Origin of the sequence: Nocardiopsis synnemataformans (assembly GCF_965343085.1) — a bacterium.
Taxonomy (GTDB): Bacteria; Actinomycetota; Actinomycetes; order Streptosporangiales; family Streptosporangiaceae; genus Nocardiopsis; species Nocardiopsis alborubida.
Window position 1 is genome coordinate 34,449 of sequence record NZ_CBDRFA010000017.1, and the last position, 13,838, is coordinate 48,286.

The 13,838-nt window shown below is 70.7% G+C and carries 15 protein-coding genes; 11 read left to right on the forward strand and 4 right to left on the reverse strand.

Translation table 11 applies throughout. The annotated features are described in order from the left end of the window. Positions 1 to 183 precede the first annotated feature (183 nt). The 8 genes from ACSIH6_RS12230 (at position 184) to ACSIH6_RS12265 (ending at position 7,142) form a co-directional block, all read left to right on the forward strand. Positions 184 to 417: a hypothetical protein gene (locus ACSIH6_RS12230; protein WP_435108372.1), complete on the forward strand. Its 234-nt coding sequence runs from the start codon at positions 184 to 186 to the stop codon at positions 415 to 417. A gap of 295 nt (positions 418 to 712) precedes the next feature. After that, positions 713 to 3,532: a DUF4040 family protein gene (locus ACSIH6_RS12235; RefSeq protein ID WP_435108442.1), complete on the forward strand. Its 2,820-nt coding sequence runs from the start codon at positions 713 to 715 to the stop codon at positions 3,530 to 3,532. Beyond that, on the forward strand, positions 3,529 to 3,837 hold the full coding sequence (locus ACSIH6_RS12240) for a sodium:proton antiporter (protein ID WP_435108373.1): 309 nt from the start codon (positions 3,529 to 3,531) through the stop codon (positions 3,835 to 3,837). The genes ACSIH6_RS12235 and ACSIH6_RS12240 overlap by 4 nt, the downstream gene beginning before the upstream one ends. Further along, on the forward strand, positions 3,834 to 5,351 hold the full coding sequence (locus tag ACSIH6_RS12245) for a monovalent cation/H+ antiporter subunit D family protein (RefSeq protein ID WP_435108374.1): 1,518 nt from the start codon (positions 3,834 to 3,836) through the stop codon (positions 5,349 to 5,351). Before ACSIH6_RS12240 ends, ACSIH6_RS12245 begins: the two co-directional genes overlap by 4 nt. Next, positions 5,348 to 5,722 carry a Na+/H+ antiporter subunit E gene (locus ACSIH6_RS12250; RefSeq protein ID WP_435108375.1) on the forward strand — a complete coding sequence of 125 codons (375 nt, stop codon included), beginning with the start codon at positions 5,348 to 5,350 and terminating at the stop codon, positions 5,720 to 5,722. Before ACSIH6_RS12245 ends, ACSIH6_RS12250 begins: the two co-directional genes overlap by 4 nt. After that, positions 5,722 to 5,979 (forward strand): MrpF/PhaF family protein, encoded by a 258-nt coding sequence (locus ACSIH6_RS12255; RefSeq protein WP_435108376.1) that lies wholly within the window; start codon positions 5,722 to 5,724, stop codon positions 5,977 to 5,979. The genes ACSIH6_RS12250 and ACSIH6_RS12255 overlap by 1 nt, the downstream gene beginning before the upstream one ends. After that, entirely contained in the window at positions 5,976 to 6,341 is a 366-nt protein-coding gene (gene mnhG / locus ACSIH6_RS12260; protein ID WP_435108377.1) for a monovalent cation/H(+) antiporter subunit G, read from the forward strand. The genes ACSIH6_RS12255 and mnhG overlap by 4 nt, the downstream gene beginning before the upstream one ends. Before the next feature lie 57 nt (positions 6,342 to 6,398). Next, positions 6,399 to 7,142, forward strand: a complete 744-nt coding sequence (locus ACSIH6_RS12265; RefSeq protein WP_435108378.1) for a GIDE domain-containing protein — start codon at positions 6,399 to 6,401, stop codon at positions 7,140 to 7,142. A 55-nt stretch (positions 7,143 to 7,197) separates the two neighbouring features. Here ACSIH6_RS12265 and ACSIH6_RS12270 read toward each other — a convergent pair whose 3' ends face one another. The 4 genes from ACSIH6_RS12270 to ACSIH6_RS12285 form a co-directional block, all read right to left on the reverse strand. Further along, positions 7,198 to 7,614 (reverse strand): nuclear transport factor 2 family protein, encoded by a 417-nt coding sequence (locus tag ACSIH6_RS12270; protein WP_435108379.1) that lies wholly within the window; start codon positions 7,612 to 7,614, stop codon positions 7,198 to 7,200. Positions 7,615 to 7,719: 105 nt separating this feature from the next. Continuing rightward, positions 7,720 to 8,151: an Rrf2 family transcriptional regulator gene (locus ACSIH6_RS12275; protein ID WP_435108380.1), complete on the reverse strand. Its 432-nt coding sequence runs from the start codon at positions 8,149 to 8,151 to the stop codon at positions 7,720 to 7,722. Between the two features lie 555 nt (positions 8,152 to 8,706). Next, positions 8,707 to 10,359, reverse strand: coding sequence for an alpha/beta fold hydrolase (locus ACSIH6_RS12280; protein ID WP_435108381.1), 1,653 nt, complete (start codon positions 10,357 to 10,359; stop codon positions 8,707 to 8,709). Positions 10,360 to 10,676: 317 nt separating this feature from the next. Further along, positions 10,677 to 11,564 carry an isocitrate lyase/PEP mutase family protein gene (locus ACSIH6_RS12285; protein WP_435108382.1) on the reverse strand — a complete coding sequence of 296 codons (888 nt, stop codon included), beginning with the start codon at positions 11,562 to 11,564 and terminating at the stop codon, positions 10,677 to 10,679. A gap of 147 nt (positions 11,565 to 11,711) precedes the next feature. On the opposite strand from ACSIH6_RS12285, the gene ACSIH6_RS12290 reads away from it, so the two are divergent. The 3 genes from ACSIH6_RS12290 to ACSIH6_RS12300 all read left to right on the forward strand — a co-directional run bounded on the left by ACSIH6_RS12290 (position 11,712) and on the right by ACSIH6_RS12300 (position 13,837). Further along, a complete protein-coding gene (locus ACSIH6_RS12290) occupies positions 11,712 to 12,404 on the forward strand; it encodes an FG-GAP repeat domain-containing protein (RefSeq protein ID WP_435108383.1) in 693 nt (230 codons plus the stop codon). A gap of 169 nt (positions 12,405 to 12,573) precedes the next feature. Continuing rightward, entirely contained in the window at positions 12,574 to 13,152 is a 579-nt protein-coding gene (locus ACSIH6_RS12295) for an IS607 family transposase (RefSeq protein ID WP_435108384.1), read from the forward strand. Then, positions 13,145 to 13,837, forward strand: coding sequence for a hypothetical protein (locus tag ACSIH6_RS12300; RefSeq protein ID WP_435108385.1), 693 nt, complete (start codon positions 13,145 to 13,147; stop codon positions 13,835 to 13,837). The genes ACSIH6_RS12295 and ACSIH6_RS12300 overlap by 8 nt, the downstream gene beginning before the upstream one ends. The last annotated feature ends 1 nt before the right edge of the window (position 13,838 follow it).

The window sequence follows — 13,838 nt, forward strand, 5'->3', positions numbered from 1 at the left end:
GCGGCGTCCAACTCCACGCGGGGGTGGTCGACGACGGGCACGGAGGATGGTGTCTCCCTGATTCCGACGCGAGCCGAGGCCTCCAGCGCACCCGACACACGACCCCCCTCTGGCCTGCGTGAACCGGCGGCTGGTACAGTGAAACCCGCTGTGATGTACCGAGATGTATGAGGAGGTGTCGTGATGTCCCGGACGGTGACCACGATCCCCTCACCACGTCATCGCTCATCCGCCTTCGCAGAGGACGCGTTCTTCCGCGCCCTGCACGCCTACGGCCGCGTAGGACGTTTGCGCTTCACCGAGCGGCACAAGTTGCCCGTGCGCAATCCCCGTCCCCTGGGCACCAACGGCTACTCCACCTCGTGGGGTACCAACGCCCACGGTGAACTGAGCTCCTGCCCGCCTGGACGGAGCTGACCCTCTCGCCTCGGTCGAGGCGTTTCCTCTTTTCCGCATGACGGTCGCCCCGTGTCCGCGCGCCGTCGGAGTCCGGCCTGCCCAAGGCACCGGTATCTGACATCAGCGCCCGCGGGCCGTCCCGGGTTCCGTCCTGCGTGAGGCACCTTCCACGTGCCCTTTTCCATCTTCTTTCGCTGAACGCCGACCGTGCCGCGCTCCTGTGCGCCACGGCCGTTCTCGGCGTGCGTCCGCATGCCCGGGAACCGGCGCGCAACCGTGAAAGGACAGCGGCGTGCTGCTGCTCCTCCTTGCCATGCTCACCGTCACCACCCTGCTCGTCCCACTGCTGGAACGCCCACTGGGCCGCGCTACGGGGTGGCCCATCGCCCTGGTGCTGGCCCTGGCGGCCCTGTGGGTCGGGGTCCAGGGACCCTCCTTGTGGAACCACGACCAGACCCTGGAGGCGTCCCTGCCCTGGATGCCCGCCCTCGGCGTGGGGTTGAACCTGCGCATGGACGGCCTGGCCTGGCTGTTCTGTGTACTCGTGCTCGGCGTGGGCGCGCTGGTCATGGCCTACTCCACCCGCTACTTCCCACCCGGGCGCAGGACCGGCTTCTACGTCCTGATGAGCGCCTTCGCCCTGTCCATGACCGGTCTGGTCCTGGCCGACGACGTGGTCCTGCTCTTCGTCTTCTGGGAACTGACCACGATCTGCTCCTTCTACCTGATCGGCCTGTCCGGACCGGGCGCCTCACGACCAGCGGTGCGCACGTTCCTGCTCACCGCCATGGGCGGCCTGGCACTGCTGACCGCGGTGGTGCTGCTGTGGGTGCGCACCGGGACCACCCGCCTCAGCGTGATCCTGGGCGACCTGTCCTGGACCCAGGACACCGCCTTCACCAGCACCGTGGCGGTGCTGGTCGTCATCGCGGTGTTCACCAAGTCGGCCCAGTTCCCCTTCCACTACTGGCTGCCCGACGCCATGGCCGCGAGCACCCCGGTGAGCGCCTACCTGCACGCGGCGGCGATGGTCAAGGCCGGCGTCTACCTGGCGATGCGCTTCTCCCCGGCCTTCACCGACACGCCGCTGTGGGGTACCACCCTGATCGTCGTCGGTCTGACCACCGCCGTGATCGGCGCCGTGCTGGCCCTGCAACGGCACGACCTGAAGGAACTCACCGCCTACTCCACGGTCAGCCAGCTCGGCTTCCTCATCGCCGTCATCGGTGTGGGAACCCCGCAGGCGCTCATCGCCGCCGCCGTGCACACCGTGGCCCACGCCCTGTTCAAGTCGGCGCTGTTCATGTCGGTGGGCGTGATCGACCACCAAACGGGAACGCGGGACCTGCGTGAACTGGGTGGTCTGCGCCGGACGATGCCCGTCACCGCGACGGTGAGCGCGCTCGCCGCGCTGTCCATGGCCGGGGTTCCCCCTCTGCTGGGATTCGTCAGCAAGGAGAACCTCTTCGAAGCGTTGACGCAGGCACCGGGGCCCGCCTGGAGCGGTCCGGTCGCCGGGGCCGTCGCGGTCGCCGCGGCGTCGTTGACCTTCGCCTACGCCTTCCGCTTCGTGTACATGGCCTTCGGCGGGAGCAGCAGGCGCCGTCCCGACCGGGAACCGCCTCGGGAAGCGGGCGCGCTCCTGTTGTCCGCCCCCGTGATCACCGCGGCCGCGGGCCTGGCCCTGGGGCTGGGAGCCACGGCGCTGAACCCGGCCGTCTCCTGGGCGGCCGGCGACGCGGCCCTCGCTCCCGCGGACTCCCATCTGGCGTTGTGGCACGGACTCAACCCCGCCCTGGGGATGTCGGCCGCAGCCCTGTTCCTCGGCGCCCTCCTGACATGGGCCTCCCGCTGCGGGGAGAGACTCGCCGGGCACCGGTTCCTCCCCGTCCAGGGCACAGACGTCTTCGAACGCGTGCACGCGGCAGTCATCACCCTGGGCACACGCGTGGGCGACCTGACCCGCACCGACGCACCCACCCGCCACCTGGCCGTGCCGTTCGTCATGCTCATCGCGCTCGCCGCCGTGGTCTCCGCTCTCGGACTGGACTACGGGCTGCCGCCCGCACCCACCTCACGCGCGTTGGACTGGCTCCTGGTGGCGTTGGTGGCGGTCGCGGTGCTCACCGCGGTGGTGACCCGCTCGCGGATGGCCGCCCTGGCCCTGGTCGGGGTCGCCGGGTTCACCACCGCGCTGTGGTTCGTCTTCCTCGGCGCCATCGACGTGGCGCTGACCCAGTTGCTGGTGGAGACCCTGACGGTGGTCGTGGCGGTGCTGGTGCTGCGCCGGCTCCCCCGCGAGTTCCACCGGGTCCGCCGTTCACGCACCGCCCTCACCGCGGTGATCGCCCTGGCCGCGGGAGCCGTGGCGGGTCTGGGCGCCTACCTGCTCACCGGCCGCAGGGAGCTCTCCGGGGTCAGCGACTACCTGCTCTCCCACGCGCCCGAGGACACCGGCGGCACCAACGTGGTCAACACGATCCTGGTCGACTACCGGGCCCTGGACACACTGGGCGAACTCACCGTCCTGGGAGTGGCCGGCCTGATCATCATCGCCGTCCTGCGATCGTCCGGTCTCATCGCGACCGGCGAAGTCCCCTCCCACGTGGCCAGGACCAACCCGCTCTGGGACGCCGACGACAACACCGTGATCATGCGCACCGTGGCGCGCTGGCTGATCCCGCTGCTGGTGCTGTGGTCGCTCTACCTCCTGGTGCGGGGCCACAACGCCCCGGGCGGAGGTTTCATCGCCGGACTGGTCGGCGGTTCGGCCTTCGCCCTGGCCTACCTGACCGCGCCCAGCGCCTCGGCGGCCCGCATCCGCCTGGCCTACCCGGCCTTCATCGCCGCGGGCGTCCTCATCGCCGCGGTCACCGGGCTGCTCGGCTACGCCGACGGGTCCTTCCTGCGGCCCCTGCACGCCGAGATCCCCCTGCCCTGGGGCGGTTACTACCACTTCACCAGCGCGCTCGTCTTCGACGTGGGCGTCTACCTGACCGTGGTCGGCGTACTGCTGACCGCGCTCAACCAGCTGGGGCTGCCCCGGACCGGCCCTAAGAGCCCCCCGGAGCCCGACGCGCACCACACACCCGACCCCGTCCAGCACGGTCCGGCCACCGGAGGTACCCGATGACCCTGGCCATCACGATCGGCGTCCTGGTCGCCGGAGCCGTCTACCTGATCCTGCAACGCGGCATGGTCCGCGTCGTCCTGGGCTTCGTCCTGCTCAGCCACGGGGTCAACCTCCTGCTGATGTCGGCGGGCGGCGCCTTCCGCCGGGGCGAACCCCTGCTGGGGCGGAACACCGGCGCCGCCATGGCCGACCCCCTGCCCCAGGCGTTCGTGCTCACGGCGATCGTCATCGCCTTCTCCATCACCATCTACATGCTCGCCCTCGCCGCGACCGGTGAGAGCGACGACACCGAGGACGCCTCATGATCCCCGTTCTCCTGCCCGTGCTGGTCGCGGTTCCCCTCCTGGGCGCCGCGCTGCTGGTCCTGCCGCTCGCGCGTCCGGTGGCCCGCACCCTGTTCCTGGGAACCAGCGCCTTCGCGCTCGCCGCCGGTGTCGCGCTGCTCTGGTGCACCCGGGAGGGACAGGTGTACGCCCACCAGGTGGGTCTGTGGCCCGCCGGGGTGTCCATCCCCTTCGTCGCCGACACCTTCAGCGCGCTGATGCTCACCACCACCGCCCTGTTGGTGCTGGTCTGCTCGGCCTTCGCCGTGGCCACCGGCGAGGCCGGTCGGCGCTTCTTCCCGTCCTTGGTGCTGGTGTTGTCCGCCGGGGTGTACGGGGCGCTGCTCACGGGCGACCTGTTCAACCTCTTCGTGTTCGTCGAGGTGATGCTGCTGCCCTCCTACGGGCTGATGGCCATCGCCGGGACCCTGCGGGGCCTGCGGGGCGGACGGACCTACGTCGCGGTCAACCTGCTGACCTCGACCGTGTTCCTGGCCGGTGTCGCCCTGGTCTACGGCGCCGCCGGAACCGTGCAGCTCGGCGAACTCGCGGGCGCCGCCCAGGAGTCGCCCGTGGTCGCGGTCGCCATGGGCGTGGTGCTGCTGGCGATGTCGGTCAAGGCCGCCGTCGTGCCGGTGCACGGCTGGCTAGCGCGCACCTACACCGCGCCCTCCCCGGCGGTGACCGCCCTGTTCTCCGGCCTGCACACCAAGGTCGCCATCTACGCGATCTACCGCCTCTACGCGGTGGTCTTCGGTGGTGAGTCCTCGCTGCTGTGGGTGGGCCTGGTGCTGTTCGGCGCGACCATGCTGATCGGGGTCCTGGGCGCGGTGGGTGAGGACACCACCCGCTCGATCCTGGTCTTCCACATGGTCAGCCAGATCGGTTACATCCTCCTCGGCGTGGCCCTGTTCACCGAACTGGGACTGATGGCGGGGATCTTCTACCTCGTCCACCACATGGTGGTGAAGGCGTCCCTGTTCCTGTCCACCGGTGCGATCGAGCACGTCCACGGCACCGGCAGACTCGACCGGCTGGGAGGCCTGGCCCGCCGGGAACCGCTGCTGGCGCTGGCCTTCCTGGGCGCGGCCCTGTCCCTGGCCGGACTGCCGCCCTTCTCCGGGTTCGTCGCCAAGCTCACCCTGGTCGCCGCCGCCTTCGACGATGGCCAGTGGGTGGTCGCCGCGATCGCCGTCACCGTCAGTCTCATCACCCTGATGTCGATGCTCAAGATCTGGGGCTCGGTGTTCTGGAGCCCCGAACCGGGATCCGGCCGTGAACCCGAGGGCGGGCGGCCGACGGACGGGGGCGTGACGGTCACCGCGGCCCCGGCCGCCACGAGGATCCGGGCGGGCCTGGTGCTGCCCGCGGTGGCGTTGACCGGCGTCACCCTGTGCGTCGGCCTGGGCGCCCAGGTCCTGCTCGACCTGAGCGCCCAGGCCGCGGCCCATCTGCTGGACACCTCCACCTACGTCGAGGCGGTGACGAACCGATGACCCCTTTCCTGCGCAGGACCCTGCGGATCGCGTGGTTCCCGTTCTTCTACGGCTCCCGGGTGGTGACCTCCACGCTTCGGGTCGCCTGGGACATCCTCACCCCGGGCAGCGCGTCCGTGCCCGCCCTGATCGAGGTCCCGTTGCGCTGTCGCACCGACCTGGAGATCACGGCCGTCGCCAACATGGTCTCCCTGACCCCCGGAACGGTGACCGTGGCCACCCGCACCAACCCGCCCGCCCTGTGGGTGCACGGCATGTACACCGCTGACGAGCAGGCCTTCCTCGACGACATCCACCAGATGGAGGACTACCTGTTGAGCCTGACACGCACGGGACGGGCGAAGGCCACGCCCCGCGGGGAGGACACCTGATGAACCCCGTCGACATCGCACTGCTGCTGCTCGGGGCGTCCATGGCCCTGGCCACCTACCGCATCCTCGCGGGCCCCTCCCGGGGGGACAGAGCGGCCGGGGCCGACGTGGTCCTCTTCGGCTTCGTCGGCCTCGTGGTCGTCCTCGGCCTTCGCGTCGACTCCGCCCTGGTGGTCGACATCGTCCTCGTGTGCGCTCTCGTGGGCTTCCTCTCCGCCCTGTCCCTGGCCCGACTGATCTCCGGAGGCAAACGATGACCCCGCTCGAGATGCTCGCTGTGGCCTGCGTGATCGCCGGAGCGTCCGTGTTCGCGATGGGAGCCCTCGGCCTCGTGCGTCTGCGCGACTTCTACGCCCGCCTGCACGGGGTGTCGGTCTCGGCCGGGCTGGGGACGGCCCTGCTCCTGCTCGGTCTGCTGCTGTGGTTCCCCTCGGTGGAGAACGCGCTCAAGATCGGCCTGGCGCTGCTCGTGCAACTGGCCACCGCGGCGGTCGGCGGCAACGCCCTGGCTCGGGCGGGGTACCTGGCGGGAACACCCCTTTCCCCCGCCACCCGGCACGACGCCCTCGCCGAGGCAGACACGAACCGCTCGGACACGGACCGCTCGGAGGAAGGCTGATCATGCTTCGTGCCGGTGGTCTGTCACCACGGCCACCGGCACGGAGAGGTGGCGACTATGGATGACATGTTCGTCGGTGGATCGCGGACCGCGTTCCAGCTCCTGGCCCTGCTGGCCACCGTGCTCAGCGCCCTCCTGCTCTCCCGGGTGCTGCGCACGCGCGCACGGTTCCGGAGGATACGCGGCGCCCGGACACCTCCGCTGCGGGACCTGCCCCGCTCCGGTACCTCGGTCCTGGTCGACGGGAACGCCGTACCGGGGTCCTCGGGACCACTGGTCGCCCCCTACTCCAGGACCAGGTGCGTGTGGTACCGGACCGAGGTGTGGGACTACCGCCCGGGTGAGGGCTCCCATCACGAACGCCTTCGCACGACCCTGGTCCACGCGGAGCAGAGCGAGGCGCCCTTCCTGCTCGAGGACAGGACGGGGAGCGCGTGGTGCTACCCCCGTGGAGCCGTTACGGACAAGATCGCCCTCACCCATGACTCCTTCGTGGTCGACCCCCTGGCGGAGGGCGCCTTCGGCAGGACGGAGACGAGACGGGAACTCGAACCCGAGCACGCGCATTCGAGCACCGGACGCTCCTACCGGGAGTGGGCCGTCGCGCCCGGGACCCGTCTGCTGGTCAACGGGACCGCGTACGAGTGGAACGAGGACACCCTCATCGCGAGTTCCTCCGACGGGTACCTGCTGCTCTCGACACGCACCGCCCCACAGTTGTACGACGCCCACTGGACGAAGCAGGTCCTCGCCGGTGTCGTCTTCCTCGGGTCGCTCGCGGTCACCCTGTGGCTCTTCTGACGGCTCACACCAGATTCCCGGAGGTGGCCATGGTCAGCCCCTGAGCACTCTCCACTCAGTCGGCGTCGAACGCCTTCTCGACGGTCAGCGTGTCCTCGTGCAGGTGCATGCGGACGATCCGGTCGTCCTCGACCCTCAGGTGCATGGCCGCCGGTGTGGTGAACTCCTTCCCGGTGGCCACGACGGTGTGCGTCCAGACCGCCAGTAGTACGACGTCACCACCGTCGACGATGACGCGCTCCAGCACGACCTTGCTCCTGCCGTGCGCGAAGTGCGGCCACATCGTGGTGAAGTACGGCGCGACCTCCTCCCGGCGGGTACGGCGCCCGGTCCAGGACAGCGCGTCACTGCCGGGGACGTACCAGTCGATCTCCTCGGCGAACAGTTCCTGGATGCCGTCGGGGTCCTGCCTGCCGAGGCGCTCCACGAACTTCTCGGCCACGGTCCGCGAGGTCTGGGTGTCTGCTGCCATCGTTCTTGTCCTTAGTCTTTTCGTCCGTGTGATGTAACCTTTTTGGTTACATCGTTGAGCACGGGATGCGATCCCCCTCGATCGGGGGAAGTCGACGGTCCGGGGTCAGGCGGTTTTCAAGACGTCCCGCAGCACGTCCTCCAGCGTGGTCCTGGCCAGCTCCCTGCGCAGGGCGGTCTCCACGTCGTCGTACACGGCGGTCATCGCCGGTCCGATGCCGTGGCCCACGACGCACCCGGGGTCCGGTGGCGCGCGGTGCAGGGCGAAGACCGGTCCCGGTTCGATCGCCTGGTAGACGTCGAGCAGGGTGATCGCCGCCAGGTCCCGCGCGAGCATCCAGCCCGCCCCCGCCCCCCGCCGTGAATCGGCCAGACCGGCCTTGCGCAGCTCGGCCAGCAGGCGGCGGATCACCACCGGGTTGGTGTTGACGCTCGTCGCGATCTGCTCGGAGGTGGCGACCTCGTGGCCGCGCCGCTGGTACAGCCCGATCCATGTCAGGACGTGCGCCGCGATGGTCAGTCTGCTGTTGGCGCTCACGTCGGACTCCGCCTCCCTCGCCCCTCGGTTCTAGTCGTAACAGTAGTAGTTACATCTGCATGCGGCAAGTCCCGCGGGGCTGGCCGGACCGGCTCCGTCAGCCTGTTTGGCGTGTGTACCTGGTCTTCTTCGCCCACGGCGGGAGGGGCTCCCGGCCGCATTCCTGCCCCATGCCGTCGAGCACGCCGCTGCGGCCGCCGACCGCAGCGGCGGCGAGGCGGTATCCCGGTAACATGCGTGGAAAATCCAACGACGCGCTGCGTTCTTACAGGTCAGGGGTATGCCAAACCGGCCGTTCGGAGTGGTCTGGCGATCTGGTGTGGTTCGTCCCGGCATCTCATCCGGCCGGCCAGTTTCGACAGCAGATCGCGGGAGAGTCCAGGCATGGGCCCAGGCAAACAGAGCAGCACGGGAATCGCGGGGGCGAAGCGGGAACTCCCGTTGGACCACGTTCGCGGGCCGGGGTCCGCAGCGCGGTTCCGAACTCCCCGGGCCGGACGCGGACACCCGTCGAAAAGTCCCCGCACCGCCCCCGCGGCCGTGTCCCCGTTCGCACTAGTCCCCGGTGAGGGGACCGGCCCACAGCTGGTCATGGTACGGTCCGACGTCCGGGACCCGGGCCGCTGCTCCCCCCATCTCCTCCGGACCGAGAGGGTCCTCGGAGCGGGGGCGCCCGGCGCACAGGGTGTCCCGGGGCGGGGCGCCGTCCACCAGGTAGGCGTCCACCGCCGCCGTCACGCAGTCCATCCCCTCGCGCCCGTAGAAGGTGTGGTCCCCCTCGTCAGCGACGGTGACGAGGGCGTTGTCCAGCCTGTCGGCCATGAGCTCGGCCCCCTCGTAGACGGTGTTGGCGTCGTACTCGGCCCCGATGACCAGGCCGCGCGGGTAGCCGTCGCGCTCCAGTTCCACCAGCGGAGCGGGTGTGTGCGAGGCGAAGGTGCAGGGCTGGGGTACGTGCCAGATCGCCCCGACGCCGTACGGGCTGCGCTCACGGACCTCCCGGACACCGGCGTAGTAGTCCGACAGGCGCGTGGGCCACTCGGCCTCGCAGAGCACCGCCATCATCAGGGAGACGTTGTCGTACTCGATCCCGGGGTCAGGCCACTCGGGCTCCTCGGGCTCCTCTGGCCACTCGGGCTCCTCGGGTAACTCGACATCGGGGTAGGGCAGGTCGTTGACGATGTACCAGAGACTGGTGGTCCAGTCGCTCCACTGGTTCTGGAAGCGCGCCGCATGGCCGACGTCCTCGTCGAAGTAGTCCGCCGTGTAGATCCACGGTTCCGGCTCGCCCGGCCACTGGTCGTAGCGGGGGTGCTCCACCAGCCGTGCGCGGGTCCGCTCGAAGACGGCCAGCACCTCCTCGGGGGTGGTCCCCAGGCCGTAGACGTCGTCGTGCTCGGCCACCCAGGCGGTGTAGCGCTCGAGGTTGGCCCGGTACCCCTCGCTCTGCAGGGTGAAGACCTCGCGCCACATGCCCTCGGGCGTGACGGCAGAGTCCAGGACGCTGCGGTCCAGGCGTTCGGGGAACAGGCTGCCGTACACGGCGCCGAGGTAGGTGCCGTAGGAGCGGCCGAGGTAGGAGATCTCGTCCTCGCCCAGGGCGGCGCGGATCACGTCCATGTCCCGGGCGGTGTTCGCGGTGGTCATGTGCGGGATCAGGTCGCCGTGGGCGCTCTCGCAGGCCCGCTGGGCGGCGATCACCGCACGGGTGTGGGCGGAGAGCGCCTCGTCGGTGGGCCGGGGGACCGCGACCGGGTAGTCCGTGCCGCAGTCCAGGTAGGGGGTGGAGGCGCCGCTGCCGCGCGGGTCCATCCCGATCACGTCGTAGACCTCGGCGACGCGTTGGGCTCCCAGGGAGGAGAAGCCGTGGTCGGGGCGGTCGCCGACGGCCATCTGGCGGCCCGTGCCGCCGGGGCCGCCGGGGTTGGTGAGCAGGATGCCGCGGCGCCGCTCGGGGTCCGAGGCGCGGTTGCGGCTGATGGCGATGGAGGCGCGCTCGCCGCCGGGGGCGGTGTAGTCCAGGGGGACGTCGATCCAGGCGCACTCCACGTCGCGCAGGAGGTGCTCCTCGCAGGGGGCCCAGACGACCTCCTGCTCGTGGAACGCCCGGAGGGGGTCGTCGGCGGCGGCCGGGGCGGTCACCGCCAGGGATGCCGCCAGGGCGAGCACCAGGGTGCCCGCGGTGGTGAGGACGGGTGCTGTGCGCACGGGGGGTTGTTCCTTTGCTTCTCCGGCCGGGGCCGCGGGGGCGACGCCGGGGCGTGCATCGGCCCGGCCACCGTACGCGCCGCGCCGTGGCCGACGACACGGGCAAAGGTCATGAATCACCCGTGCTGACCGGAAACGGCCACCTGCCCGGTCCTGCGCGGCGCCCGCACCCCGCGGGCCGCTTCGAGCGGTTGCCGGACACCGGTGACCACTGAGCCCGCCGCCTGTGGCCACGGCCTTCCACAGTCGCAGAACGTGCCAGCGGTCGGGGCGTCCCGCCGGCGGCGGCAAGCTCTGGCTCAGCGGCCGTCTCCGGCTCAGCCGTCCGCGGAACGCCGGGCGAACCGCTGCGCGAGAGCCTGGGCCGCCCCGTAGTCCGGTACGCCCTCGGGGAGGGGAAGGCCCGACGCCACCGCCTCGGCCGCGGCGAGGGCCCCGTGCAGGGCGGCGCGGAAGAGCAGGGAGCCGCAGCTCACGCGCCGCACACCCAGCACGGTGAGGACCCGCAGTGACGGGCCGCCGGGGGAGTGGAGGATGTTGAGCGGGACGTGCAGGGCGGCGGCCAGGGCGGCGATCTCCTCCTCGTCGCGCAGGCCGGGCACGAACACCCCGTCGGCACCGGCCTCCTCGTAGGCGGCGGTCCGGTCGGCGGTCTGTTCCGTGTGTCCGGGCAGCCAGTGGGTGTCGGTGCGTGCGTTGAGGAACAGCGTCGGCGCCGCCTCCTTGACCGCGCGGATCACCGCCCGCTGGTGCCCGGTGTCGGCGAGCCCGCCGTCCGGAAGGCCGTCCTCCAGGTTGATCCCGGCGATCCCCATCCGCTCCAGTTCGGCGGCCAGCGCGGCGACCCGTGCCGGTGACGCGCCGAAGCCGCCCTCGACGTCCACGCTGACCGGCACCTCCAGCCGGGACAGCCCGCGGGCGAGCCGTAGCGTCTCCTCGCGCGCGAGCCCCCGGGCGTCGGGCAGCCCGGCCGCCGCGGCGACACCCAGACTGGTGGTCCCCACGGCGCGGAACCCCGCGGCGGCCAGGGCGGCGGCCGACGCGTGGTCCCAGGCGTTGGGCAGCAGCAGGGGAGTGCCCCGCAGGTGCAGGGCGCGCAGTCGCCCGCCGGGGCTCTCCTGCCCCGTGGAGGGTGCGGTGCCGGGGCGGGGAGGGAGGTGGTCGGGGGTGGCGTGTCCGGTGGCGCGTACTGCTTGGGGATCCATACGGCGACGCTACGTCCGCGTCGTTTCGGTCACCGTCGAAGCGTCGGACCCGCCGCGGGGAATGCGCTTTCCCGGAGATGCTACGCTGACCGGCCGACCGACCCCGGCACGGCGCGACACCCCTGCCGGAGAGAAAGCGTGGTGAGCATGGGAGCAGTCGGACGGTACCGGGGAGCAGGGGCGGCCGTCGGCCTGGGCCTCGTGCTCAGCGGATGCGCATCCGGAGCGCCGGTCGGAGCGCCGGGGCCCGAACCCTGCTTCGACCCGCCGGGCCGTCTCGTCGCCCACGTGAACGACGACGAGTACCCCGACGCCGTCACCGGCACCGGGGGCACCGGCGACGAGCTGCGCATCGCCTTCGGGGAGGAATCCGGGTTCGGGGAACCGCGTACCCCCCGCGACCTGGTCGGCTTCATGGACCGGGACGAGGACCACGTCCGCGCGGCGGTGGCCGACTTCGACGGTGACGGGTGGCTCGACCTGGTGATCACAGCGTCCGAAAGGATCGGAGGCGACGACCCGGTCCCCTCAGCGGTGAACGAACTGCGGACGGGCCCCATCTCCGAACGGGGCAGGGGCCAGGAGACACACGGATTCCCCGAGGAGCAGGTGACGGCTCTGCGCGTGGTGGACTACGACGGCAACGACCGTCCCGACCTGGCGTTCTACCAGTACGACGGGGACGGGAGCTACGTGGTGCAGGGGCACCAGGGCGGGCGGGGAGAGGGGCTGTCCCCCCAGGTCGAGCACTATTACGTGGACGTAGCGGACTCAGAGCCGGAGGGCAACCTCCCACCGCCACTCGGCCTGGAGGGCTTCTACCCGACGTGCGGCGTGTGATCCCCTCCGCGCCGGAGACCGGGTAAGCGGCAGGGGAGCGCCCCGCAGGTGCAGGCGCGCAGCCGCTCGCCGGGGCTCTTCGGCACCGTGAGAAGGGGGTAAGGAACTGCTTTCAAGCAAGTGTCCATGAGTGTCCTTTAGGTATCATGAGTTCTGTATGATCTGGTGTATGAACCTGACGCAGTGGGCACGCGCACAGGGAATCGCCCCGCGTACGGCGTACCGCTGGTTCCGTGAGGGCACGTTGCCGGTCCCCGCGGAACGGGTGGGGCCGCGCACGATCCTGGTGAACATCGACGCGAACACCTCACCCCCGGCGACCGCAGACGTGGGCTTGTACGCCCGTGTTTCCTCCCGCGACCAAAGGGCCGACCTGGAGCGCCAGACCGCCCGCCTGTCGGCGTGGGCGGCCAAGGCCGGGCACAAGGTGGTGCGTGTGGAGTCGGAGATCGGCTCGGGCATGAACGGCTCCCGCACGAAGGCGCGTCGGCTACTGGCCGATCCGAGGGTGCGGACCGTGGTGGTGGAGCACAAGGACCGCCTCGGCCGCATGAACGTCGAACTCGTTGAGGCCGCTCTGGCTGGGACCGGTCGTCGGCTCGTTGTCCTTGATGAGGGCGAAGCCGAAGACGACCTGGTGCGCGACATGGTGGAGGTTTTGACCTCGTTCTGCGCCCGCCTGTACGGCCGCCGCTCGGCGAAGAACCGTGCGCACAAGGCGCTTGAGGCGGCTGCCGCCGATGAGTGAGCCCAAGAAGAAGCAGCTCCGCGTCATCGAAGAGCCGTTCGTCGCGCTCGGACCATCCGGGGTGGCCATACGCGACCGTCTCAAGCACCTCACGCCCGATGACGAGAGGATGTTGCGCCTGATCGGCGAACACCAAGGCCGCCTCGCATCCCGCGACCTCAAAGCCCGCTGCGAGGCCGGAAAGGATCACGACAACGACGCCTGGGCGGCCCGTAAACGGGAGCTGACCGAGCAGTCCTCCTCCCGGATCGCCGGAACGATGACCAAGGCCACCCACGACCAGTACGGGCTGGCGCGGCGCTCTCTCATGGCGCATATAAAGAACCTCGAAACAGGTGTGCGCACCCTGCGACACCGGCTCTCGCAGCCGCTTGGGGAGAAGGGCACCAAGCGCGCCCCCGGCGGATACCGATCCACGAGCGAGTGGTTCCACAAGTCCCGCCGCCTGGCCGCGCTGGAGCACCGGCTCGACGTCGCCCGCCACGACTGGGAGAGCGGCCGGGTACGCGTGGTGCGCGGTGGCCGACGCCTGCTCAAGAGTCGTCACAACCTCGAAGCGGCTCAGCTCACCCAAGCAGCGTGGCGCCAGCGGTGGGAGGCCCAGCGCTGGTTCCTCTGCGCTGACGGCGAGTCGGGCAAACGCTTCGGAACGAGACGATCCGCCTCACCCCGGACGGCGAGGTGAG